Below are 22,172 nucleotides of genomic sequence, written 5' to 3'. Positions count from 1 at the left end.
AATGGACTCATGAGCACCCTGATCACCAACATCGCCGAGCTGATGACCCAGGACCGGGACCACCGGGTTCTGAAGGACGCGGCCGTGGTGGTCGAGGGCGAGCGGATCGCCTGGCTGGGGCGGGCGGCGGACGCACCGGCCGCGGACGAGTCCGTCGACGCCGGCGGCCGTGCCCTGCTGCCCGGCTGGGTCGATTCGCACACCCACCTGATCTTCGCCGGGGACCGGACAGCCGAGTTCGAGGCCCGGATGGCGGGGGAGGGCTACAGCGCCGGCGGGATCGCCGTGACCACCGGCGCCACCCGGAGCACGGGCGACTTCGACCTCACCCGGCTCGCCCTGGGCCGGGTGGCCGAGGCCGTCTCGCAGGGCACGACCTACCTGGAAACCAAGACCGGCTACGGCCTGGACATCGACAACGAGGCCCGCAGTGCCCGGATCGCCTCCACCGTGGTGGACGAGGTCACCTACCTCGGCGCCCACCTCGTGCCCGCCGGGATGGACGCCGAGGACTACACGGACATGGTCTGCGGCCCCATGCTCTCGGCCGTGCGGCCGTTCGTGCGCTGGGCCGATGTCTTCTGCGAACGCGGTGCCTTCACCGAGGACCAGTCCCGGCGTGTGCTCCAGGCCTGCCGGGACGCCGGGCTGGGCCTGCGGGTGCACGGCAACCAGCTCGGCGAGGGCCCCGGCGTGCAGCTCGCGGTGGAATTCGGCGCGGCCAGCGTGGACCATGTGAACTACCTGTCCGCCGCCGACGTCGACGCCCTCGCGGCCAGCTGGTCCGGCTGGGACGACGCGAACAGCGGGGCCGGAACCTCCGGCACCGGAACCCGCGGCACCGTGGCGACGTGCCTGCCGGCCTGCGATCTGTCCACCCGGCAGCCGCTCGCGCCGGGCCGGGAACTCCTTGACGCCGGGGTGCAGCTCGCGCTGGCCTCCAACTGCAACCCGGGAACCTCCTACACGAGCTCGATGGCGTTCTGCGTCACCACCGCCGTGCTCCAGATGCGCCTCAGCGTCCACGAGGCGGTGCGCGCGGCGACGTACGGGGGAGCGCTGGCCCTCGGCCGGGAGTCCGGGAACGACGTCGACGGCGAACGCGCCGTCGGCTCGATCGCCGTCGGGCACCGCGCCGACCTGCACCTGCTGAACGCGCCGTCCGCCACCCACCTGGCCTACCGGCCGGGCATGCCGCTGACGCACGCCGTCTGGCGCGCGGGGGTCCGCGCCCGCTGACTGTTACTGATCTGCGTTTTGACCTGATGCTTTCGACCCTGTCGGCTTACCCGAGGAGGCAACCGTGGCCAGGCTGTTGGAGGAACTGGGCTTCGCCCTCGATCAGCTGCGCGCCCAGCACCAGGGGCCGGCTGGCCTGGCCCGGCGCCGCGAGGCCCGGCTGGCCGCGATCGTCACCCACGCCCGGACCAGCTCGCCGTTTTACCGGCGCCTGTACCGGGACGTGGCGCCCGCCCGGCACTCCGGCGGTGTTGTCCTCGCGGAGCTGCCGCCGGTCACCAAACAGGAGCTCATGGCCAACTTCGACGACTGGGTCACCGACCCCGCTGTCACCCGGGCCGGGGTCGAGGCGTTCATCGCCGATCCGTCCCGGGTCGGAACGCCGTACCTGGACCGGTACTTCGTCTGCACCACGTCCGGCACCACCGGGTACCCCGGGATCTTCGTGCACGATCCCCGATCCCTCGCCGTCTCCCAGTCCTTTATCCTCCGCATCGACCTGGCCTGGCTGTCTCCGCCCGAGCTGCTGGCCATGGCCCGCCGCGGATTGCGCTGGGCGGCGGTGGTGGGCACAGGCGGGCACTACGCCGGGGCGGGCTGGGTGCAATGGCAGCGCCGGCGCAGCCGGTGGCGCCGGCGCGCATTCCAGGCATTCCCGGTGCAGCAGCCGCTGGCCGGGCTCGTGGCAGCCCTGAACGACTATGACCCCTCGGCCGTTACCGGCTACCCGAGTGCCCTCGCCCTGCTCGCCGAGGAACAGTTGGCAGGCCGGCTCCACCTGAAACCGGTGGTGGTGGAGCTCGCCGGCGAGTCCTGCGGGCCGGACGTCCGGGCGCGCATCGCGGAGGCGTTCGGGGGTGCCCTCCACGATGCGTACGCTGCCTCCGAGTTCACGCCGCTGGCATTCGACTGCGCCAAAGGCTGGCTGCACGTGAACAGCGACTGGGCCATCCTGGAACCGGTCGGCGCCGACTACCGCCCCACGCCGCCGGGGGAACCGTCCCACACCGTGCTGCTCACCAACCTCGCCAACCGCGTGCAGCCCATCATCCGCTACGACCTCGGCGACTCGGTGCAGGCGAAGGCCGGCCCATGCGGGTGCGGCAGCCCGCTGCCGGCCATCCGGGTCGCGGGCCGCCGCGACGACGTCCTGCGGCTGCTGGCCGCCGACGGAACCACGGTCCGGGTCCTTCCGCTCGCCGTCGGATCCGCGCTCGACGAAACGCCCGGGCTGCACCGCAGCCAGCTCGTCCAGACGGGTCCGGCAGCCCTCCGGCTCCGGCTCGAACCCGAGCCCGGAGCCGATGCCGCGGCCGTGTGGCATGCGGCGTCCGGAAGGCTGTTGGAGTACCTCGCCGGGCTGGAACTGGGGAATGTCGGCGTCGTCCGCGCGGCAGAACCGCCGGAACAGAGCGGCCTGAGCGGGAAGTTCCGGCAGGTGATCGCCCGGGTCCCGTAATGAGCGGCGGCTAGAAGAACATCGGCGGGGCGTCCAGGACCGTCTCATCGACGCGCCGGGCCTCCCACTGGCTGAACGGTTTGTCCAGCTCGTATTTACCCTCCCCGGTGCGGTAGAGGGTGCGGACCTCGGCGTTGTCCGGGTTGTTGAGGGACTCGAAATACTCCACGGACCAGTGGAACCAGCGCATGCAGAACAGCCGCATGGTGAGCCCGTGGGTGACAAACAGCGCGTTGGGGGCGTAGCTCGGTTTGGACCAGTGCCGGTACAGCGTCTCCATGAAGGAAGAGATCCGGTCATAGACATCCGAGCCGGACTCGCCTTCCCGGAAGCGGTAGAAGAAGTGGCCGTAGGCGTTCCGGAGTTCCTTCTGGTCCTCGATCTCACCGGCGATCTGGAAGTTGGCCCAGTCCTGCTCCCGCAGCCGTGGCTCCTCGATCACCCGCTCCACCAGCGGACCGAGGTTGAGCGCCTCCAGGGTCTGGTAGGCCCGCAGGTAGGGGGAGACATACACGCACACCGGACGGCCGTCCAGCAGCCGCCGGACCTGTTCGCCGGCCGCCCGGGCCTGCTCCACACCGAGGTCGGTCAGCGGAATCCGGTAGTCGGGCACCCGGTTGTAGATCGAGGTGTCGGCGTTGGCGGCGGACTGGCCGTGCCGGATCATGATGATTTTCCCGGGCGCACTCATAAACCCCAAGCATAGGCGGCAACGCCGGTAAGGCAGGGCAAGCGGAGACCGGGCAAGATAGGAACATGCTGGTTCCCTCGCGCCGCCGCCTGCGGTTGGAAGTCTGGATCGTCCTGGGCCTGTCCCTGGGACAGTCCGCCGTGTACTCGGTCGTTCAGTTGCTGGACAAAATGACCCGGGCGCCGCTGGCGGAAGGCACTTCCACCCTGAACCGTTCGCAAAGCAGCCGCGAATACTTCGATCTCACCTACCAGCTGCTGGATATCTTCTTCGCGCTGGTGCCGGTGGTCCTGGCGCTCTACTTCCTCACCGACCACCGGACCTCCGCCCTGTCCGGAGACGGCAGCCGCGGCGGCACGGCGTTCCAGAAACTGGGCCTCAATTTCGACCGCCCCGGCAGGGACCTGCTGCAGGGGTTCGGGCTGGCGGCGCTGATCGGCATCCCGTCCCTGGGCCTGTACGCCGCGGGCCGGGCGATGGGCATTACGACGGCGATCATCCCCAGCGCGCTGGACGCCTACTGGTGGACCGTGCCGGTGCTGGTCCTGTCCGCGATCCGGCACGGCATCGTCGAGGAAGTGATCGTGGTGGGCTACCTGCTGGACCGGCTCGGCAAGTTCGGTTGGAGCCTGCCGCTGGCAATCTTCACGAGTGCCATGCTGCGCGGCAGCTACCACCTCTACCAGGGCTTCGGGCCGTTCATCGGCAACGCCATCATGGGCGTCATCTTCGCGCTGGTCTACACCAAAACGCGCCGCCTGATGCCGCTGGTGATCGCCCACGCCGTGCTGGACATCGTCGCGTTCGTCGGCTTCAGCCTCTTCGGCAAGTCCATCGGCCTCGGCTGACCCCGCGTTGCCTTAAAGGGCCGGCAGCCAGGGCGGCGCGTTAAAGAGTTTCGGCCGCCATCGGTGGGTGACGTCATTGTCACCCGCTGATGGCGGCCGAAGTGTGGGGCGTGGAAGCGTTAGATGGTGACGGCTCCGGAGGCCGTCTCGAAGGTGACGGAGAGGATGCCGGGTGTCCCGCGGGGAGCGAGCCAGTTCACGGCCACGTCTTCCAGCGGCTTCTCGACCGGGACACCGAGCCATTCGGTGACACGCTCCGCCGAGCCGGCGATCGTGAGGGCGGACATCTTGACGTTGCTCTCGTAGGCCTTCGAGGGGTGGAGTTCCGGATCGCCTTCCCACTTGAGCATGTACGGGACCTGGGGATCGGCGATGAGCCCGAGGATGCCGATCTGCTTCCAGACCAGTTCGCGGCCGTCCGGGAACTTCCGGTTGCCGTTGACGGCGGCGCGGCCGAGCCGCTCCTCGAACGGGGCGAGGTCGTCGACTTCGACGCACCAGCCCATCCAGCCGCCGCCTGCTTCGGAGCGGGCGCGGACGGCCTGGCCGAAGGGGGCCTTGTCGGACGCGGGGTGGTTCAGGACCTCCACGACCTCCACATATTTGTGTCCCGCGAGCGGGATGATCATGTTGCGGGTCCCGAATCTGGGGTGTACTCCGCCCTTCACGGCTTCGACGCCGAGGGCAGACGCAATTCGTTCGGTGGTGGCAGCGAGGCCATCTTGTTCACAGGCGTAAGAGACGTGATCCATGCGCATGCCCTCATCTTGGCACTTTGTGATGCGCCTCTCAGCTTAGGGCCTCCTAACCGTGGTGGGATGTCATTTCCAACGGCAACCGTCCGTGCACTTTTCCGCGCCACCGCGGGGAACGGAAGGGCCTCCCCGGACCCGCCGGGCGCCCAACTTCATGTTCGTCACAAAGCTATCCAGAGCCAGGAGCCGGTTCCTAGACTGGGGTCAGGTCATGAGTGCCAGCACACAGCCCCGGCTTGCTGGCCGGCAACCCTCGTTACGCGGTGGGGTGCCCCGGGTGAAGACCTGGCCGTCCGGCACCCGCCGGAGGGCAAGCGCGGCGCCAGTGCTGCCCCGGGCCAAAGAGCTCCGGTGCTGCCTGTGCCCGGTTCCCTAAGGAGTGTCCCGATGTCCAGTGCCTGGTCCTTCGAAACCCGCCAGATCCACGCCGGCCAGGAGCCGGACAGCGCCACCGGCGCCCGGTCGCTGCCGATCTACCAGACGACGTCGTTCGTCTTCCCCAGCGCGGAAAGCGCCGCCAACCGCTTCGCCCTCGCCGAACTCGCCCCCATCTACACCCGGATCGGCAACCCCACCCAGGACGCCGTGGAACAGCGGGTGGCCAGCCTGGAAGGAGGACTCGCGGCCCTGCTGCTGAGCTCCGGGCAGGCCGCGGAGACCTTTGCGATCCTGAACGTCGCCGAGGCCGGCGACCATGTGGTGGCCAGCCCCAGCCTCTACGGCGGCACCTACAACCTGCTGGCGCACACCCTGAAAAAGTTCGGCATTTCCGTGACCTTCGTGCAGGACCCGGACAACCTGGCGCAGTGGCGCGACGCCGTGCAGCCCAACACCAAGCTGTTCTTCGGCGAAGTGGTCTCCAACCCGCGCCAGGACGTACTGGACATCGAGGGCATCTCGCGGGTGGCGCACGAGGCGGGGGTCCCGCTGATCGTGGACAACACGCTCTCCACGCCGTACCTCATCCGGCCGATCGAATGGGGAGCGGACATTGTGGTGCATTCCGCCACCAAGTACCTCGGCGGCCACGGGACCGCGATCGCGGGCGTGATCGTGGATTCCGGCAACTTCGACTTCGGCAAGGACCCGGAGCGCTTCCCCGGCTTCAACACCCCGGACCCCACCTACAACGGCCTGGTCTACGCCCGGGACCTCGGCAAGGACGGTGCCCTCGGCGCCAACCTCTCCTACATCCTCAAGGCGCGCGTCCAGTTGCTGCGCGACCTCGGCTCGGCGGTCTCCCCGTTCAACGCCTTCCTCATCGCCCAGGGCCTCGAGACCCTCAGCCTGCGCGTGGAGCGGCACGTCGCCAACGCCACCAGGGTGGCGGAATGGCTGGAGGCCAGGGACGACGTCGAATCGGTCGCCTACGCGGGGCTGCCGTCCAGCCCCTGGTACGAACGCGGACGCAAGTACGGCCCGAAGGGGACCGGCGCCGTCGTCGCCTTCAACATTGCCGGGGGAGCGGAGGCGGGCAAGCGCTTCGTCGACGCCCTCGAACTGCACTCGCACGTGGCCAACATCGGCGACGTGCGCTCGCTGGTCATCCACCCGGCGTCGACCACCCACAGCCAGCTGTCCCCGGAACAGCAGACCGTCGCCGGCGTGCACCCCGGCCTCGTCCGGCTCTCCGTGGGCCTGGAACACATCGACGACATCCTCGCCGACCTCGACGCCGGATTCCGCGCGGCCAAAACCGCCTGAGCGCCGCCCGCGCCCGGCGTCCCGGCCCTGTGGCCCGGGCGCCGGGCACCGGATCAGCGCCGGGAAGACGCGGCGAGTCATAAGTTCGTCACAATCTTCGCCACCGGGCCGCCCCATTTCGTAGACTCAGTGAAGGTCATGAGTGCCAGCGACAGCCCCGGCTTGCTGGCCGGCAACCCTCCTTTTGCGGCGGGGTGCCCCGGGTGAAGACCTGGCCTGCCGGTCAGCTGACGGCGGGCAAGCGCGAAGTTAGGTCCTCAGATGACAATTGCCGTCACCCGCCAGGGTGAACCTGTAAGCACGACCTCCCGCTCCCATGCCCCGGCCCCGGGGGACACGGCGCCAGGCTCTGTCCCCGACGGCGGCGTCCCGGACGGCGGCGTCCCCGACGGCGGCGTTCCTGACGGAACCGTCCGGTACCTCCGGATCGGCGACCTCGAGCTCGAATCCGGGGCCCGGCTGCCGGACGTCATCCTCGGCTACGAGACCTGGGGAACCCTCAACGCGGACCGCTCCAATGCCGTGCTGATCGAGCACGCGCTGACGGGGGACACCCACGTCACACGCGGCGCCAGCGAGGAACCGGGGTGGTGGGAGCAGCTCGCCGGCCCCGGCGCCCCGGTGGACACAGACACGTACTTCGTCGTCTCCATCAACATCCTCGGCGGCTGCTACGGCTCCACAGGACCCTCGACGCCGGCACCCGACGGAAAGCCCTGGGGCTCACGATTCCCCCTCGTCACGCTGCGCGACACGACCGAGGCCGAAGCCAGGCTCGCCGATGCCCTGGGCATCCGGAGCTGGTACGCCGTGCTCGGCGGTTCCCTCGGCGGGGCGCGCGCCCTGGAATGGGCCGTCAGCTACCCGGACCGGGTCCGGCGCTGCGCCGTGATTTCGGTCGGCACCAGCAGCACCGCCGAACAGATCGCTTTCGCCCAGGCGCAAACCCTCGCGATCCGGCAGGACCCCAACTTCAACGGCGGGGACTACTACGGAGGCCCGGAACCGGAGGCAGGCCTGGCCCTGGCCCGGCGGATCGCGCACATCACGTACCGCTCGGCCGCGGAGCTGGACGGACGCTTCGGCCGGAACGCCCAGGACTCCGAAGCACCGCTGGAAGCCGGATCCCTCGCCGGGCGCGGCCGCTACCAGGTGGAGAGCTACCTCGACCACCAGGGCAACAAACTCGTCCGCCGCTTCGACGCGAACAGTTACATCGCCATCACCGAGGCGCTCATGAGCCATGACATCAGCCGGGGCCGCGGCGCCCTCGCCGAGGCCCTGGCTCCGGCCACGGCGGAGTTCCTGGTGGCGGCCGTCGACTCGGACCGGCTGTACTTCCCGGCCCAGTCCCACGCGCTCGCCGCTGCCCTGCCTGGCGACGTTGCGGTGCACACCATCGAAGCGCCGATCGGGCACGACGGCTTCCTGACCGAGATCGGCCAGCTCAACAGCCAGCTCCGGCGGTACTTCTTCGGCTAGTCCACCCCGGGTCGTCTTCTGCTGTGCCGGCGCCGGTCCAGCAGAATGGCGTCCGGGCCGTGCTTCCTCTGCGGCACGTGAGCCGGTAGGCCGTGCCGACCTCCTGCGCGAATCCGTGGACGGAAGCACTGGGGAATAGGGCCCAACTGTGCAATTTTGCAGATGCGCTCTGCACTAATGGCCGTTGAGGCCACGGGCGCGAGCACCCATACTCGTTGAGAATGATGCCGCGTGTCACAAATCACGCCGCGTCCATTGCCCAGAGGTCCATAGGGTGTCGACGGAGACACCGAAGGAGTCGAAATGAGTACACAAAACGCCGCCGCCAGGCGCCCGGAAGAGGAAGACGTCAAGTCGTCCGGTTTGAAGAAGGTAGTTACGGCCTCCATGGCCGGCACCGTTGTCGAATGGTATGAGTTCTTCCTCTACGCCTCGGCCGCCACCCTGGTCTTCGGCAAGACCTTCTTCCCCAACTCCGGCACGGAACTGGACGGCATCATCGCAGCCTTCCTCACCTACGCCGTTGGTTTCGTCGCCCGCCCGATCGGCGGCATCGTCTTTGGCCACTTCGGCGACAAGTTCGGCCGCAAGCAGCTGCTCCAGCTCAGCATCATCCTGGTCGGTGTCTCCACCTTCCTGATGGGCTGCCTGCCCACGTTCCAGCAGATCGGCTACTGGGCTCCGGCCCTCCTGGTCTTCCTGCGCTTCGCCCAGGGCTTCGCCGTAGGCGGCGAATGGGGCGGCGCCGTCCTCCTCGTGGCCGAGCACAGCCCGAGCAAGTCCCGCGGTTTCTGGTCCGCGTGGCCTCAGTCAGCCGTTCCGCTGGGCAATCTGCTCGCCACCGGTGTGCTGTTCACCCTGTCCGCCACGCTGTCCTCCGCCGACTTCCTCAGCTGGGGCTGGCGCGTGGCCTTCTGGCTCTCCGCCGTGATCGTACTGGTGGGCTACTACATTCGGACCAAGGTCACTGACGCCCCCATCTTCCTGGAGGCCCAGAAGGAAGTCACCGTTGAGAAGAAGGGCTACGGCGTCGGCGAAGTGTTCCGCCGCTACCCCCGCGGCGTTTTCACCGCGATGGGCCTGCGGTTCGCGGAGAACATCCTCTACTACCTCGTGGTCACGTTCTCGATCACGTACCTGAAGGTGATTGTCCAGACGGACACCTCCCGCATCCTGCTGCTGCTGCTGGTGGCGCACTTCATCCACTTCGCCGTGATTCCGATGGTCGGCCGCATGTCCGACCACTTCGGCCGCAAACCGGTCTACATGGCCGGCGCCATCCTGGGCGGCACGTGGGGCTTCTTCGCCTTCCCGATGATGGACACCAAGAACGACCTCATCATCCTCGCGGCGATCACCATCGGTCTGCTGTTCCACTCGCTCATGTATGCCGGCCAGCCGGCCATCATGGCCGAAATGTTCCCCACCCGGATGCGCTACTCCGGCGTCTCGCTGGGCTACCAGGTCACCTCGATCGTGGCCGGTTCGATGGCCCCGATCATCGCCGTCGCCCTGCTGAGCCAGTTCAAGTCCTCCGTCCCGGTGGCCATCTACCTGCTCGGCGCCTGTGTGGTCACGATGGTGGCGGTGTTCTTCCTCAAGGAGACCCGCGGCGTCTCCCTGCACGACGTCGACGCCGCCGATGCCCAGGGCACCGCGGACCTCTTGGCTGCAAGCAAAAAGTAGCAGGCAAAAAGTAACCGCATAGAAGTTATGAGAACCAGCAACAGCCCGGTCCCCGCAGTGCGGGGGCCGGGCTGTTTGCTGTTGGCGCGGCCCAGCAGGCCAGGGCTTCTCAGCCTGCCAGGACGGCTCAGCCTGCCAGGACAGCTCAGCCTGCCAGGACCTCCTGGCGGTCGGCGATCTCGGTCCGGACCGCTGCGAGGACGGCCTGCACGGGGGCCGAGCGCAGCGATTCCGCGCGTGCCACCGCCCAGATCGGCAGCTGCCGCTGGAAGTCGTCCGGCAGCACCGGCAGGAAATCGGGGTCGCCGACCGCCAGGAAGTTGGGCAGCAGGCCGATCCCGGCGCCCCGCCGGACAGCCTCCAGCTGCGCGAAGATGCTGGTGGCCTGGAAACTGGAGCGAGGTACGGGAAGCTGCGTGGAGCGGTGGCCAAGTTCGGCCACCTGCAGCGCCGACTCCACATACGAGACAAAGCCGTGCTGCCGGACGTCGTCGAGCGTCACCGGCAGGCCGTGGTCGCGGGCGTACTGCGGGCTGGCGTACAGCCGGAGGAAGTAGTTGGACAGGAAGATGGTCTGCGCGTTGCTGACGTCCAGGTTGCCCACCACCACCTCCAGATCCACCCCGGACCGGTTCTGGCTGACCTTGCGGGTGGCGCTGAGCATCTCGACGTTGAGCAGCGGATGGCCCTGCTGCAGGCGGACCAGCGCCGGGGCGACGAATTCGGCGCCGAAGCCGTCGGGGGTGCTGATCCGGACCAGTCCGGAGAGCACGTCCTCGGACTGCGCGATCCGGTTCGTGAGCGCACCGAGGGTGCCCTCGATCGCCTCGGCGGCCGCCACCGCCTCCTGGCCCAGGTCCGTCAGCTCCCAGCCGTGCGGGCTCCGCTCCAGGGTGCGCCCGCCCAGCTGCTTGTCGAGCGCCAGGATCCGGCGGGAGATGGTGGTGTGCGTCGTGCCGAGGGTCTCCGCCACCGCATTGAACCGGCCCAGCCGGGCCACGGTCAGCAGGATCAGCAGGTCATCCGGACTCGGAAGCCGCCGCAGGTCCACAAGAACTCCTCTGGTTTCACGTATGTGCATCCATGCACATACCATCTGTAGTTTTTTCCCTTGATTGCACTGTAACAGGGTGTGATGCTGGACACGGAACATCCGGCGGCTGGCCGGATCACGCGCACCGCACAAAGCAAAGGAGCTTATGCCATGGCAGTAATCGCTTGGATCGGACTGGGGAACATGGGCGGGTCCATGTCGGTGAACCTGGCCAAGGCCGGCCACGACGTCCGCGGGTTCGACCTCAACGCCGAGGCCCTCGCCGCCGCCGTCGCCGGGGGCGTCAAGCCCGCCGGAAGCATCGCCGAAGCGGTAGACGGCGCCGACGTCGTCTTCTCAATGCTCCCCAAGGGCGAGCACGCCCGCGCTGTCTACCTCGGCGAGGACGGCGTCCTGGCCCACGCGGACACGCGCACGCTGCTGGTGGATTCCTCCACCATCGACATCGCCTCCGCCCAGGCCCTGCACGACGCCGCTGCTGCCGCCGGCTTCCGCTTCGTCGACGCCCCGGTCTCCGGCGGGATGAGCGGCGCGAAGGCCGCCACTCTGACCTTCATGATCGGCGGCGAGGACGGTGCCGTGGCCGAGGCCACGGAGTACATCAAGCCGATGGCGGCGAACATCATTCCCACCGGCGGCGCCACCACCGGGCAGGCCGCCAAGATCTGCAACAACCTCATGCTCTTCATCAACCTGGCCTCGACCGCGGAAGGCGCCGTGCTGGCGGACCGGCTCGGACTGGACAAGCAGGTCTTCTGGGACATCGCGTCCGTGTCCTCCGGCGACAGCTGGGCCCTGCGCACCTGGTACCCGGTCGCCGGCGTGGTCCCCACCGCGGCCTCCAACAACGACTTCGCCCCGACCTTCACCACCGAGCTGGCCAACAAGGACATCGGCCTGGCCATCAGCGCGGCCCGCGACACCGGCACCCCGCTGGAAATCGGCGAGCACGTCCAGCAGCTCTTCCAGCGCCTCATCGACTCCGGCAAGGCCGGCATGGACTGCTCCGCGATCGTCAAGCTGGTCGACGGCACCCTCGACACGGCCAAGTAGCCGCCCCGGCCAACAGCCGCTGTACCCCCGAACCTGCACCACACGAAAGAGACCCACCCCAATGGAACGCATTCCGCACTTCATCAACGGCGCCCTGATTTCCGACGCCGAGCGCTACGGCCCCGTCTTCAACCCGGCCACCGGCGAACAGGAGAAGGAGGTCGCCCTGGCCTCCGCCGCCCGCGTCGAGGAGGCCATCCAGGCCGCCCGTGCCGCCCTGCCCGGCTGGCGCGCCACCAGCCTGGCCAAGCGCACCAACATCTTCTTCAAGGTCCGCGAACTGCTGATGCAGCGCCGGCCCGAACTGGCTGCCCTGCTGACCAGCGAACACGGCAAGGTCCTCTCCGACGCCGAGGGTGAGATCACCCGCGGCCTGGAAAACATCGAATTCGCCACCGGGCTGTCCCACGCCCTCAAGGGTGAGCGTTCCGAGCAGGTGGCCGGCGGCGTCGACGTCCACTCGGTCCGCCAGCCGGTCGGTGTGGTCGCCTGCATCACGCCGTTCAACTTCCCGGCCATGGTGCCGCTGTGGATGATCGGCAGTGCCCTGGCCTGCGGCAACACCGTGCTGCTCAAGCCCAGCGAAAAGGACCCGTCCTCGGCCATCTTCATCGCGCAGGTCTTCGCCGAGGCCGGCCTGCCCGCCGGCGTCCTCAACGTCGTCCACGGCGACAAGGAGGCCGTGGACGTGCTGCTCGAACACCCGGACGTCAAGGCCATCAGCTTCGTCGGCTCGACGCCGATTGCCCAGTCCATCTACAAGCGCGCCGCCAACCACGGCAAACGTGTGCAGGCCCTGGGCGGCGCCAAGAACCACATGGTGGTCCTGCCGGACGCGGACCTGAACATGGCCGCCGACGCCGCCGTGTCCGCCGCCTACGGCTCCGCCGGCGAGCGCTGCATGGCCGTCAGCGTCCTGGTCGCCGTCGGGAACATCGCCGATGAGCTCGTCGGGGCCATCACCACCCGGATGGGCGCCCTGAAGATCGGCCCCGGGACCGACCCCGCGTCGCAGATGGGCCCGCTGATCACCGCCGAGCACCGCGACAAGGTCGCCTCCTATGTCGCCGGCGCGGCCCAGGAAGGCGCCACCGTGGTGGTCGACGGTCGGGAGCAGGAGTTCGATTCCAACGGCTTCTTCATCGGCGTCAGCCTCGTTGACCACGTCAAGCCCGGCATGAAGGTCTACGACGACGAGATCTTCGGCCCGGTCCTGTCCGTGGTCCGCGTCGAGACCTACGCCGACGCCGTCAAGCTCGTGAACGACAACGAGTTCGGCAACGGCGTGGCGATCTTCACCCGCGACGGCGGCGCCGCCCGGCAGTTCGAGTTCGACGTCGAGGCCGGCATGGTGGGCGTCAACGTGCCGATCCCGGTTCCGGTGGGAACCTTCTCCTTCGGCGGCTGGAAGAACTCGCTCTTCGGCGACACCCACATGTACGGCCCGGAGAGCATCCGCTTCTACACCCGCGGCAAGGTCGTCACCACCCGCTGGCCGGACCCGTCCACCTCGGTGATCGACCTCGGCTTCCCCCAGGTCGACTAAGCCAAGCGCCCGGCCCGTTCCGCCTTAAACAAAGCAACGCGGGGTCACTGAGCGCCCATCCGACTCCGGATCTTGGGCGCAGAGTGACCCCGCGTTGCTGTGTGGTGGGGGTCAGCCCTTCATGATCTCCGCGCGCTGGGCCATGTAATCGTCCATGCTGAGCTCGCCCTCGCTGTACCGCTGGTCCAGTTCCGCGAGCTTGCGCGCCCGGAAGCCCTGCGGGGCCGACGGCGGCGCGGGCACCGCGGGTCCCGACGGCTGCTGGGCCTCGGGCTGCTGCTGGTAGGGCTGGGGCTGGTTGCCGGGGTACCCGGGGCTGTCCTCATAGGGGACGGGGGACGGGTAGCCCTGCTGGCCCGGATACTGCTGGCCCGGATACGGCTGGCCCGGGTACGGCTGGTTTGCCGGCGGCGCGGGCTGCTGCGGAGCGCCGAGCTGGCCGAAGGCCCCGTAGTAGTCACGCTGGGTAAAACCGTCGCGCGGCTGCTTGTTCTGCGGGCCGGGGTAGTTCCCGGGGGCGTTGCCGGGGAACTGCCCGAACTGGTCCGGTCCGCCGGGCATGCCCTGGTTCTGGTTCCGGCCGCGCACCGACTTCTTGTAGTAGCGCATTGCCATCGGGATCAGGAATGACAAAACGATGATCCAAAAGAACATGTTGTTCACGGTACGGGCCTCTCAGGAAGTGTTCTTCCAGCTTAACGCCCACACCCGGGCCGTGGTGCCCGGGGCAAACCGTCAGGAGCGCACGGGCTCTTCGGCGCCGGGTGGCCCCTCGCCCGAGCCCAGCGGCATCCCTGGGCCGAAGACCGGCCCCGGGAGCGGCCGCTTGGCCGTGACGCCGTCGCCGGAGGAGCGGTTCCGGAGCCGGCGGACCACCCAGGGCACAAAGTATTCGCGCGCCCAGACCAGATCGCCGGAGCGCGCCTGCCGCCAGCTGCGCTGCGGCAGCGGCTTGGGGGAGAGCGGTTCCAGGGTGTGCACGACGTTGAGGGAATCCAGGACCATGGCCGCGATGGTGTGATGGCCCAGCGGCGAGAAGTGCAGGCGATCCGCATCCCACATTTGCGGATCATTTAGCTGCCGCAGCGACCACATGTCCGCAATGATGGCGTCGTGGCGGGCCGCGACGGTGCGGAGGTTCTCGTTGTAGATGGCCACTTTGCTGCGCACCCGGCCCAGCACGGACGAGCCGCTGTCGGGACCGTTGAAGAGGACCACCGTGGCGCCGGCCAGACTGAGGATCTGCACCACCGAGTCCAGCTTCTCGGCCAGGGCATCCGGATCCCCGCCGGGACGGATCAGGTCGTTTCCGCCGGCGGAGAGCGTCACGAGGTCGGGCCGGAGGGACAGGCAGTGGGCCAGCTGCTGGTCCACGATCTGCTGCAGGAGCCGGCCCCGGACGGCGAGGTTGGCGTAGGCAAAGTCCTCGTGGCCGCGGCTCAGCTCCTCCGCCACCCGGTCCGCCCAGCCCCGGTGGCCCCCCGGACTCGCCGGTTCGGGATCGCCGATGCCTTCGGTGAAGGAGTCGCCCATGGCGACATAGCGGGTCCAGGGGTGGGTCACGGCGTTGTCTGGAGAATTCTCCATGGCTTCGGTTTCGCTCACCTTCATATCGTGCACTCTTCCTGCAAAGCTACGCCACCGTAGGTTGTTACCTGCGGGTAACTGTAAGAATGGTGCCATGACTCAAGCCGCTGCCTTCCCCGCCCCCGTTGTCCTGTGGTCCAAGCCCGAGGAGGAGCGGGCCGGCAAACCGCTCCTGGTCCTGCTGCACGGCTACGGGGCCAACGAAGAGGACCTCCTGAGCCTGGCGGACCTGCTGCCGCAGGACTTTGCGGTGGCCTCGGTGCGCGCCCCGATGGTGTCCGGCGCAGGATTCACCTGGTTCCCGCTGACCGCGTCGATCGACTACTCCCTCGACGCGGTCAAGGATGCCGCCGCGTACGTGGAGGACTGGCTCGACTCGGTCCGGCCGAACCACCCGTCCGTGACCCTGCTGGGCTTTTCGATGGGCATGGCGCTGGCAACCACCTTGCTGCGGCGGCGGCCCGCGGACTATGCCGCCGTCGTCGGGCTGTCCGGTTTTGCCGTCGACGCCGGCAGTGACCCCAGCTTTTACGACGCCGAACTGGACGGGACGGTGCCGATGTTCTGGGGCCGCGACCAGCAGGATCCGGTGATCACGCCGGACAAAGTCGAGTTCACCATGGGCTGGGTGCGCAAGCACGTCAAGCTCACCAAGGTGCTGTACACCGGGATGTGGCACGGCATCAACCAGCAGGAAATCGGGCACGTGTCCGAATTCCTCACCCACGGGGTACTGAACAAGTAGCCGCACGACGCCGGGCGGCCGGCCGGCCGGCGACCGGCGCCGGAGTCAGGCCCCGGCGGGGGTGCTGATCCGCACGGTCCGGCCGTTCACCGTGACGGTGTCGCCGTGGTGGAGCTGGCGGCCGCGGCGCTCGTCGATCTCACCGTTGACCTTCACGAGCCCGCTCTTGATCAGTTCCGCGGCCTCCACCCCGTCCTCGACCAGGCTGGCCAGCTTCAGGAGCTGACCGAGCCGGATCATCTCGTCGCGGATGGGGATCTCTTCAATTTCCGGGTTGCTCATACAAGCAATGATGCCTGACATAAGGTGGCAGCAATGACGCACAAGCCCCGGCTTCCGTTCCTCGCCGGGTTGCCCCTCGCCGTGGCTGCGGGGCTGCTGATGCCCGTGCAGGGCCGGATCAACGGCGCGCTCGGGGTGGCGCTCGCGGACGGAATCGCCGCCGCGGTGGTGAGCTTCACCACCGGGCTGGTGCTGATGATCGCGGTGTCGGTGGCGCTGCCACGGGGCAGGGCCGGGCTGCGGGCGATCCTGCCGGCGGTCCGGGAGCGCAGGTTCCCGCCCTACTACGTCCTGGCCGGCTGCATCGGCGGTTTCTTCGTCTTCGCGCAGTCCTTCACGGTGGGCCTGCTGGGCGTGGCCCTGTTCACCGTCGCCACCGTGACCGGGCAGACCCTCAGCGGGCTGCTCGTGGACCGGATGGGAATCGGACCCGCCGGCAGGAGGTCCATCACCGGCATCCGGGTGATCGGCAGCATCCTGACCGTCGCCGCCGTCGCCTGGGCGGTATCGCCGCGCTTTTCCGGCGCCGGGCCAGGCCCGGCGGAGCTGCTGGTTCCGGTGCTCCTTCCCGTGCTTGCCGGGTTCCTGATGAGCTTCCAGCAGGCCATGAACGGCACCGCCGCCGTGCATTACGGCACGCCGATCGCAGCAACGCTGATGAATTTCGTCGCCGGGGCGGTCATGCTGTGGGCCGCCTGGCTGGTCAAGGTCGCCGTCGCCGGACCGGGGAACGCGCTGCCGGGGGAGTGGTGGTACTACCTGGGCGGGCCCATGGGCTGCGTCTTTATCGGCGTCGGAGCCTTGTTGGTCCGGAGCCTGGGCGTGCTGGTGACCGGACTCGGCATGATCGCGGGCCAGCTGCTGGGCTCGCTGGGGCTGGACCTGGCGTTCCCGGCGCCGGGCACCGTGGTGGCGCTGCCCACCGTGCTCGGGACCCTGCTGACCCTGGCCGCGATTGTGCTCGCCAGCCTGCCCTGGCCCAAGGGGGCCCTGGGGCGGGGGCGCCGGGAGCCAACAGGCCGGTAGGCTAGGAGGCGCAGCTTCCTGCACCGCCATCATGCAGCACCCCCTCCCGGGATGTGGGCTTGGGGCATGTGCATGTTCCGTGCCTAAAATTTGCGTTTTTGTAGTGCCCCGTCCGGCAACCAGCCGGGGTCCCGGGGCTGAGACCGCGGACCGCACCCAGCGGCCCTGTAGAAAGTGGAGTTCCCATGGCAGCAAAGTCCGTCCTCGACCAGATCATTTCCCTCGCCAAGCGACGGGGTTTCGTATTCCAGGCCGGTGAGATCTATGGTGGCTCGCGTTCTGCCTGGGACTACGGGCCCCTCGGTGCCGAGCTGAAGGAAAACATCAAGCGCCAGTGGTGGCAGTCCGTGGTCCGCGGCCGCGAAGACGTCGTCGGCCTGGATTCCTCCGTCATCCTGCCGCGCCAGGTCTGGGAAGCATCCGGCCACGTCGACGTGTTCTCCGACCCGCTGGTCGAGTGCCTCTCCTGCCACAAGCGCTACCGCGCCGACCACCTCGAGGAAGAATACGAGGAGAAGAAGGGCCGTCCCGCCGAGAACGGCCTCAAGGACATCGCCTGCGCCAACTGCGGCACCCGCGGCGAATGGACCGAACCCCAGGAATTCTCCGGCCTGCTCAAGACCTACCTCGGCCCGGTGGCCAGCGAGGAAGGCCTGCACTACCTGCGCCCCGAAACGGCCCAGGGCATCTTCGTGAACTTTTCCAACGTGCTCACCACCTCGCGCAAGAAGCCCCCGTTCGGGATCGGCCAGATCGGCAAGTCCTTCCGCAACGAGATCACCCCGGGCAACTTCATCTTCCGCACCCGCGAGTTCGAGCAGATGGAAATGGAATTCTTCGTCGAGCCCGGCACCGACGAGCAGTGGCACCAGTACTGGATGAAGGAGCGGATGTCCTGGTACACCGGCCTCGGCATCCGGGAAGACAACCTGCGCTTCTTCGAGCACCCGCTGGAAAAGCTCAGCCACTACTCCAAGGGCACCACCGACATCGAATACCGCTTCGGGTTCCACGGCTCCGAGTGGGGCGAGCTTGAGGGCATCGCCAACCGCACGGACTTTGACCTGTCCACGCACTCGAAGGCCTCCGGCCAGGACCTGAGCTACTTCAACCAGGCCACCAACGAGCGTTACACCCCGTACGTGATCGAACCGGCCGCCGGCCTCACCCGCTCCTTCATGGCGTTCATGATCGACGCGTACACCGAGGACGAGGCGCCCAACGCCAAGGGCGGCGTCGACATCCGCACCGTGCTCAAGCTCGATCCGCGCCTGGCCCCGGTCAAGGCAGCCGTGCTGCCGCTGAGCCGCAACGAGGACCTGTCCCCGAAGGCCAAGGACCTCGCCGCCCAGCTGCGCAAGAGCTGGAACATCGAGTTCGACGACGCCGGCGCCATCGGCCGCCGTTACCGCCGCCAGGACGAGATCGGCACCCCGTTCTGCATCACCGTGGACTTCGAGACCCTGGACGACCAGGCCGTCACGATCCGCGAACGCGACACCATGAGCCAGGAACGCGTCTCCCTGGACAAGGTGGAGGGCTACCTGGCCGCACGCCTGATCGGCGCCTGACCATGGCGATCGCATACCGCGAATGGCGCGACGGCGATGACCTGGCCCTGCTGGAAATCTGGGGCGGGCCCGAAACCGAGCAGGCCCGGCAGTTCCGCGGCACCCTGGCGCCCTCGGGCAACGCCCCCTGGCGCCGCTGCATCGTGGCCGAGGACGTCGTCGACGGCGTGGCCATCCCGGTCGCGGCCGGCGTGGTCCACGAGGCTTCGCTGCACCCGGAACGGCTCTGGGCCTACATCGAGGTCGACCGGCACCACCGCCGCACCGGCGTCGGCTCGACGCTGCTGACCATGCTCCGGCACGAAGCGGCGCAGTCGCCGTCGGGTGTCTCCCGGCTCCGGACCAAGGTGGAACCGGGCACGCCCGGGGCCGCCTTCGCCGAGGCGGCGGGGCTGGCCCCGATCCAGCGGTCCCGGCTCGTCGTCATCGACCCCGGTGCCCTCCGGCTGCCCGTCTTCGGCGACGGTTCCGAGGCCGCCGCCTCCGAGCAGGTCGAGGATCTTGCGACCGGTTCGGTGGAACTCAGTGATGTCGTGGGCCGGTACTACACGTCCGTGCACGGCTGGGACAGCCCCGGGGACCTCAGTATCGCCACGGTCCAGCGGCTGTTCCTCGACGAGCTCAGCGGGGCCCACGGTGCCATTGTGCTGCGGGCGCCGAAGGCCAGCGCCTTCGGCCAGGGCGTGCCGGCGAGCAGGAAGGGCCGGCTCGAGGCGTTCGCCATCAGCTATGCGGAGCTTGCCCCCGCAGACACGGCAGCAGGGGAGGGCGCTGCCCCGGCGGCCCAGCCCACCGATGTGTTCCTGGGCCACGATCCGAAGCTCTCCGCGGAGGAGGCCCAGGCCGCCGTCCGGGACCTGCTGGCCCTGATTGCGTTCCAGCACCCGGTGCTGCTGGAACTGGACGACTCGATGGAGGCGCTGCGCGCCGTCGTCAAGCCGCTGCTGGAAAGCGGCAAAGCCCGCCTCCAGGGCGCCGAGACCCTGGTGGTCTCCGACCCGGCGTAGGCCCCCTCAACCCAACTGACCCGCAGCTGTGGCCGTTATGAAGCGTAGAAACGGCCACAGCTGCGGGTCAGTTGCGTTTCAGGCTACTTGCCCGGCGGCATCACCGGCGGAACGAAGTCGAACGTCATCCCCAGCAGCCAGACGAGCAGCAGCACCACCGGCAGGTGGAAGACGAACTGCAGGAACGTGAAGCCGACCAGGTCGCGGGCCCGCAGCCTCAGCACCGCCAGCAGCGGCAGCATAAAGAACGGGTTGATCAGGTTCGGCAGGGCCTCGGCAATGTTGTAGATCTGCACGGTCCAGCCGAGGTTCATCTGCACATCGGTGGCGGACTGCATCACATACGGCGCCTCCACCAGCCACTTTCCGCCGCCGGAGGGGACCAGCAGGCCCAGCAGGGCCGTGTACAGCGCGATGACGACGGCGAAGCCGCCTCCGCTGCCGATCTGCGTGAAGAACTCCGCCAGGTGCGCGGAGATGGTCATCCCGCCGTGGCCGGTGGCCTTGGTCAGGATCGCGGCCATCGCGGCGTAGAGCGGGAACTGGACCAGGATGCCGGCCGTCGCCGGGACGGCCTTGGTGACGGCCTGCAGGAAGTTCCGCGGCGTGCCGTGCAGCACCAGGCCCAGGATGAGGAAGACCAGCAGGTAGCCGTTGAGGCTGCTCACCACGGTGAGGAAGGGCTTGGTCAGGAACTGCGAGACCAGCCAGCCGAGCGTCAGGATGCCGGCCAGAATAGGCAGGATCATGCTGTATTCGAGCCACTCGCCCGGGCGGGAGCGCGGCTCCGGTTCGCTCGGTTCGTCGTCAAGGTCGACGCCGAGGTCCTCCGCGGTGCGGATGGCGCCGCCCTCGGGTGCCGAGAAGTGCGCGATCACCGTGGTGAGTGCCATCAGGATGGCCAGGGTGAGCAGCGACTGCCAGGTGAAGATCGTGGTCCCGAAGTCGAGGATGCCGGTGATCTTCAGCAGGGCCGGCGGCAGCGAGGCCGCGGTGGCCTGCAGCTGCGCCGCTGAGGAGGACAAGCCGAGCGCCCAGACCGCGCCGAGGCCCATGAACGCCGCGGCGCCGAGCGCGCGGTAGTCGACGGTCAGGTCCTTGCGGCGGGCGATGGCGCGGGCCAGCAGGCCGCCGAAGATGAGGCTGAGGCCCCAGTTGAGGAAGGACACCGACATGGACATCAGGGCCACGAAGCTCACGGCGGTGCGGGCGGTCGCCGGGATGAGGGCCAGCCGGCTGATCAGCCTGGCCACGGGCGGGGACGTGGCCACAACGTAGCCGGTGAGCACCACCATGGCCATCTGCAGGGTGAACGCGGTCAGGTCCCAGAATCCGTTGCCGAAGGAATCGGCGATCGACTGGGGTGAGGCGCCGATGGCCAGCGCGGCCACCGCGATGATAATAACGCCGGCCAGGGCGAAGATGTAGGCGTCGGGGAACCATTTCTCGGTCCATGCCGCTATCCGTTGGGCTATGCGGGCGAGACCGCGTTCTTCGCCGATTCCGCTTTTCGTCAGGACTGTGTTTGCCACAGAGGAGTACCTCTCCATTGAGTGCGATTTTGTACCCGGCAGAGTTTAGTCAAGACGATCGCGGAAACCGGGCTTATCGGCGCCGGCGGCCGGCGCGCCGCGGACCCTCGGCCGCATCCAGGCGCTGCCGTTCCTCGTCGGTGGGTGCCCCGCCGCCGAGGTCCGCCGGCATCCACCACGCGCCCGGCGACGGCGCCAGGGGAAAGTCCGCGATGCAGGCATCGATCCCGGCCTGGAGGACCAGGCGGAGCTCTTCGGTGGCCTGCCCGGCGTCCCGGGCCGGGTCAACGGTCATCGGTTCGCCGACATGGATCCGGACCGGGGCCCGCCAGGCGCGGGCCGGGGAGAATCCGTGGCGGCGGGTCATCAGCCGGTGGGCACCCCAGACGGACACGGGGATGACGGGCACTCCGGCCTCGGCGGCCATCCGTACGGCCCCGGTTTTGCATTCACGCACCCGGAAACTGCGGCTGACGCCGGCCTCCGGCAGGATCGCGATGTACTCGCCCGCGCGGAGCCGGGCGACGGCGGCGTCATAGGCGTGGGTGCCGCTCTCGTACCCCACCGGGACGTGCCCGGCGGCGCTGACCGCAGGCCCGGCAAACCAGTGGTCGGCGGCCGCCTGGGTGACCAGGAAGCGCAGCTGTGCCCTGGTATGCCACCACAGCAGCAGCTCGGCGAACGCGAAGTCGAGGTAACCAAAATGGGTGATGGCAACGACGGCGCCCCGGCCCGGGACGACGCGGCGGGACGGGCCGCTCGGTGCTTCGCCGAGGTGCTCCGGTGCGGGGAGGTGCCCGCGTCCCGTGACGATGACCCGGATCCGGAACAGCCGGCGCAGCGCCAGCCCGGTGCGGACGATGACGCGGTAGAAACGGTCGCTGGGCCGGGGCCGCCACGGCATC

General features: G+C 68.7%; 20 protein-coding genes and 2 riboswitches. Of the genes, 12 read left to right on the top strand and 8 right to left on the bottom strand.

What is annotated here, in order from left to right; all coding sequences use genetic code 11:
- Positions 1-9: 9 nt before the first annotated feature.
- Positions 10-1,239, top strand: a complete 1,230-nt coding sequence (locus ABIC21_RS15825; protein WP_354351328.1) for an amidohydrolase family protein — start codon at positions 10-12, stop codon at positions 1,237-1,239.
- A 64-nt stretch (positions 1,240-1,303) separates the two neighbouring features.
- On the top strand, positions 1,304-2,698 hold the full coding sequence (locus ABIC21_RS15820; protein ID WP_354351327.1) for a phenylacetate--CoA ligase family protein: 1,395 nt from the start codon (positions 1,304-1,306) through the stop codon (positions 2,696-2,698).
- Between the two features lie 10 nt (positions 2,699-2,708).
- On the opposite strand, the gene ABIC21_RS15815 is transcribed toward ABIC21_RS15820, so the two are convergent.
- Positions 2,709-3,389 carry a histidine phosphatase family protein gene (locus ABIC21_RS15815; protein ID WP_354351326.1) on the bottom strand — a complete coding sequence of 227 codons (681 nt, stop codon included), beginning with the start codon at positions 3,387-3,389 and terminating at the stop codon, positions 2,709-2,711.
- Between the two features lie 65 nt (positions 3,390-3,454).
- On the opposite strand from ABIC21_RS15815, the gene ABIC21_RS15810 reads away from it, so the two are divergent.
- Complete coding sequence (locus ABIC21_RS15810; RefSeq protein ID WP_354351325.1) at positions 3,455-4,237, top strand: CPBP family intramembrane glutamic endopeptidase; 783 nt, start codon at positions 3,455-3,457, stop codon at positions 4,235-4,237.
- Positions 4,238-4,356: 119 nt separating this feature from the next.
- Here ABIC21_RS15810 and ABIC21_RS15805 read toward each other — a convergent pair whose 3' ends face one another.
- Positions 4,357-4,995 (bottom strand): VOC family protein, encoded by a 639-nt coding sequence (locus ABIC21_RS15805; protein WP_160666904.1) that lies wholly within the window; start codon positions 4,993-4,995, stop codon positions 4,357-4,359.
- Between the two features lie 204 nt (positions 4,996-5,199).
- Positions 5,200-5,315, top strand: a riboswitch (SAM riboswitch).
- A gap of 64 nt (positions 5,316-5,379) precedes the next feature.
- Between ABIC21_RS15805 and ABIC21_RS15800 the strand changes: the two genes are divergently transcribed.
- The 3 genes from ABIC21_RS15800 to ABIC21_RS15790 all read left to right on the top strand — a co-directional run bounded on the left by ABIC21_RS15800 (position 5,380) and on the right by ABIC21_RS15790 (position 9,864).
- Positions 5,380-6,696: a bifunctional o-acetylhomoserine/o-acetylserine sulfhydrylase gene (locus tag ABIC21_RS15800; protein WP_354351324.1), complete on the top strand. Its 1,317-nt coding sequence runs from the start codon at positions 5,380-5,382 to the stop codon at positions 6,694-6,696.
- Positions 6,697-6,830: 134 nt separating this feature from the next.
- A riboswitch (SAM riboswitch) is annotated at positions 6,831-6,946 on the top strand.
- 11 nt (positions 6,947-6,957) lie between these two features.
- Positions 6,958-8,178, top strand: a complete 1,221-nt coding sequence (metX, locus tag ABIC21_RS15795) for a homoserine O-acetyltransferase MetX (RefSeq protein WP_354351323.1) — start codon at positions 6,958-6,960, stop codon at positions 8,176-8,178.
- Between the two features lie 303 nt (positions 8,179-8,481).
- Positions 8,482-9,864, top strand: a complete 1,383-nt coding sequence (locus tag ABIC21_RS15790; RefSeq protein ID WP_354351322.1) for an MFS transporter — start codon at positions 8,482-8,484, stop codon at positions 9,862-9,864.
- A gap of 145 nt (positions 9,865-10,009) precedes the next feature.
- Here the strand turns inward: ABIC21_RS15790 and ABIC21_RS15785 are convergent, their stop codons facing one another.
- Positions 10,010-10,909, bottom strand: a complete 900-nt coding sequence (locus ABIC21_RS15785; protein ID WP_354351361.1) for a LysR family transcriptional regulator — start codon at positions 10,907-10,909, stop codon at positions 10,010-10,012.
- A 159-nt stretch (positions 10,910-11,068) separates the two neighbouring features.
- Between ABIC21_RS15785 and mmsB the strand changes: the two genes are divergently transcribed.
- Together mmsB and ABIC21_RS15775 are read left to right on the top strand one after the other, a co-directional pair.
- Positions 11,069-11,971: a 3-hydroxyisobutyrate dehydrogenase gene (gene mmsB / locus ABIC21_RS15780; RefSeq protein ID WP_354351321.1), complete on the top strand. Its 903-nt coding sequence runs from the start codon at positions 11,069-11,071 to the stop codon at positions 11,969-11,971.
- A 61-nt stretch (positions 11,972-12,032) separates the two neighbouring features.
- The gene (locus tag ABIC21_RS15775; RefSeq protein WP_354351320.1) at positions 12,033-13,517 is read left to right on the top strand and encodes a CoA-acylating methylmalonate-semialdehyde dehydrogenase; all 1,485 of its coding nucleotides are present in this window, start codon (positions 12,033-12,035) and stop codon (positions 13,515-13,517) included.
- Between the two features lie 111 nt (positions 13,518-13,628).
- On the opposite strand, the gene ABIC21_RS15770 is transcribed toward ABIC21_RS15775, so the two are convergent.
- Complete coding sequence (locus ABIC21_RS15770) at positions 13,629-14,171, bottom strand: hypothetical protein (RefSeq protein ID WP_354351319.1); 543 nt, start codon at positions 14,169-14,171, stop codon at positions 13,629-13,631.
- Positions 14,172-14,252: 81 nt separating this feature from the next.
- Positions 14,253-15,128: an SGNH/GDSL hydrolase family protein gene (locus tag ABIC21_RS15765; protein WP_354351318.1), complete on the bottom strand. Its 876-nt coding sequence runs from the start codon at positions 15,126-15,128 to the stop codon at positions 14,253-14,255.
- A 70-nt stretch (positions 15,129-15,198) separates the two neighbouring features.
- Between ABIC21_RS15765 and ABIC21_RS15760 the strand changes: the two genes are divergently transcribed.
- The gene (locus ABIC21_RS15760; RefSeq protein WP_354351317.1) at positions 15,199-15,849 is read left to right on the top strand and encodes an alpha/beta hydrolase; all 651 of its coding nucleotides are present in this window, start codon (positions 15,199-15,201) and stop codon (positions 15,847-15,849) included.
- Between the two features lie 45 nt (positions 15,850-15,894).
- Here ABIC21_RS15760 and ABIC21_RS15755 read toward each other — a convergent pair whose 3' ends face one another.
- On the bottom strand, positions 15,895-16,131 hold the full coding sequence (locus ABIC21_RS15755; RefSeq protein ID WP_354351316.1) for an RNA-binding S4 domain-containing protein: 237 nt from the start codon (positions 16,129-16,131) through the stop codon (positions 15,895-15,897).
- Between the two features lie 33 nt (positions 16,132-16,164).
- Between ABIC21_RS15755 and ABIC21_RS15750 the strand changes: the two genes are divergently transcribed.
- The 3 genes from ABIC21_RS15750 (at position 16,165) to ABIC21_RS15740 (ending at position 19,735) form a co-directional block, all read left to right on the top strand.
- Positions 16,165-17,157 carry a DMT family transporter gene (locus ABIC21_RS15750; protein WP_354351315.1) on the top strand — a complete coding sequence of 331 codons (993 nt, stop codon included), beginning with the start codon at positions 16,165-16,167 and terminating at the stop codon, positions 17,155-17,157.
- Between the two features lie 185 nt (positions 17,158-17,342).
- The gene (locus ABIC21_RS15745) at positions 17,343-18,728 is read left to right on the top strand and encodes a glycine--tRNA ligase (RefSeq protein ID WP_226758443.1); all 1,386 of its coding nucleotides are present in this window, start codon (positions 17,343-17,345) and stop codon (positions 18,726-18,728) included.
- Between the two features lie 2 nt (positions 18,729-18,730).
- Positions 18,731-19,735, top strand: coding sequence for a GNAT family N-acetyltransferase (locus ABIC21_RS15740; RefSeq protein WP_354351314.1), 1,005 nt, complete (start codon positions 18,731-18,733; stop codon positions 19,733-19,735).
- 83 nt (positions 19,736-19,818) lie between these two features.
- Here ABIC21_RS15740 and ABIC21_RS15735 read toward each other — a convergent pair whose 3' ends face one another.
- Positions 19,819-21,267, bottom strand: a complete 1,449-nt coding sequence (locus ABIC21_RS15735) for a short-chain fatty acid transporter (protein WP_354351313.1) — start codon at positions 21,265-21,267, stop codon at positions 19,819-19,821.
- A gap of 73 nt (positions 21,268-21,340) precedes the next feature.
- Positions 21,341-22,171 (bottom strand): lysophospholipid acyltransferase family protein, encoded by an 831-nt coding sequence (locus ABIC21_RS15730; protein WP_354351312.1) that lies wholly within the window; start codon positions 22,169-22,171, stop codon positions 21,341-21,343.
- Position 22,172: the final 1 nt, after the last annotated feature.

Origin of the sequence: Pseudarthrobacter sp. PvP090 (genome assembly GCF_040547365.1) — a bacterium.
Lineage (GTDB): Bacteria > Actinomycetota > Actinomycetes > Actinomycetales > Micrococcaceae > Arthrobacter.
The sequence above is the reverse complement of the archived record's forward strand: the minus strand, read 5'-3'. Positions and strand labels throughout refer to the sequence as shown.

What these genes read in the sequence shown, in the direction of transcription:
- ABIC21_RS15825 (WP_354351328.1), top strand. Translation starts at nt 10, where the DNA reads ATGAGCACCCTGATCACCAACATCGCCGAGCTGATGACCCAGGACCGG.
- ABIC21_RS15815 (WP_354351326.1), bottom strand. Translation starts at nt 3,389, where the DNA reads ATGAGTGCGCCCGGGAAAATCATCATGATCCGGCACGGCCAGTCCGCC.
- ABIC21_RS15810 (WP_354351325.1), top strand. Translation starts at nt 3,455, where the DNA reads ATGCTGGTTCCCTCGCGCCGCCGCCTGCGGTTGGAAGTCTGGATCGTC.
- ABIC21_RS15805 (WP_160666904.1), bottom strand. Translation starts at nt 4,995, where the DNA reads ATGCGCATGGATCACGTCTCTTACGCCTGTGAACAAGATGGCCTCGCT.
- ABIC21_RS15800 (WP_354351324.1), top strand. Translation starts at nt 5,380, where the DNA reads ATGTCCAGTGCCTGGTCCTTCGAAACCCGCCAGATCCACGCCGGCCAG.
- metX (WP_354351323.1), top strand. Translation starts at nt 6,958, where the DNA reads ATGACAATTGCCGTCACCCGCCAGGGTGAACCTGTAAGCACGACCTCC.
- ABIC21_RS15790 (WP_354351322.1), top strand. Translation starts at nt 8,482, where the DNA reads ATGAGTACACAAAACGCCGCCGCCAGGCGCCCGGAAGAGGAAGACGTC.
- mmsB (WP_354351321.1), top strand. Translation starts at nt 11,069, where the DNA reads ATGGCAGTAATCGCTTGGATCGGACTGGGGAACATGGGCGGGTCCATG.
- ABIC21_RS15775 (WP_354351320.1), top strand. Translation starts at nt 12,033, where the DNA reads ATGGAACGCATTCCGCACTTCATCAACGGCGCCCTGATTTCCGACGCC.
- ABIC21_RS15770 (WP_354351319.1), bottom strand. Translation starts at nt 14,171, where the DNA reads ATGTTCTTTTGGATCATCGTTTTGTCATTCCTGATCCCGATGGCAATG.
- ABIC21_RS15765 (WP_354351318.1), bottom strand. Translation starts at nt 15,128, where the DNA reads ATGAAGGTGAGCGAAACCGAAGCCATGGAGAATTCTCCAGACAACGCC.
- ABIC21_RS15760 (WP_354351317.1), top strand. Translation starts at nt 15,199, where the DNA reads ATGACTCAAGCCGCTGCCTTCCCCGCCCCCGTTGTCCTGTGGTCCAAG.
- ABIC21_RS15755 (WP_354351316.1), bottom strand. Translation starts at nt 16,131, where the DNA reads ATGAGCAACCCGGAAATTGAAGAGATCCCCATCCGCGACGAGATGATC.
- ABIC21_RS15750 (WP_354351315.1), top strand. Translation starts at nt 16,165, where the DNA reads ATGACGCACAAGCCCCGGCTTCCGTTCCTCGCCGGGTTGCCCCTCGCC.
- ABIC21_RS15745 (WP_226758443.1), top strand. Translation starts at nt 17,343, where the DNA reads ATGGCAGCAAAGTCCGTCCTCGACCAGATCATTTCCCTCGCCAAGCGA.
- ABIC21_RS15740 (WP_354351314.1), top strand. Translation starts at nt 18,731, where the DNA reads ATGGCGATCGCATACCGCGAATGGCGCGACGGCGATGACCTGGCCCTG.
- ABIC21_RS15730 (WP_354351312.1), bottom strand. Translation starts at nt 22,171, where the DNA reads ATGCCGTGGCGGCCCCGGCCCAGCGACCGTTTCTACCGCGTCATCGTC.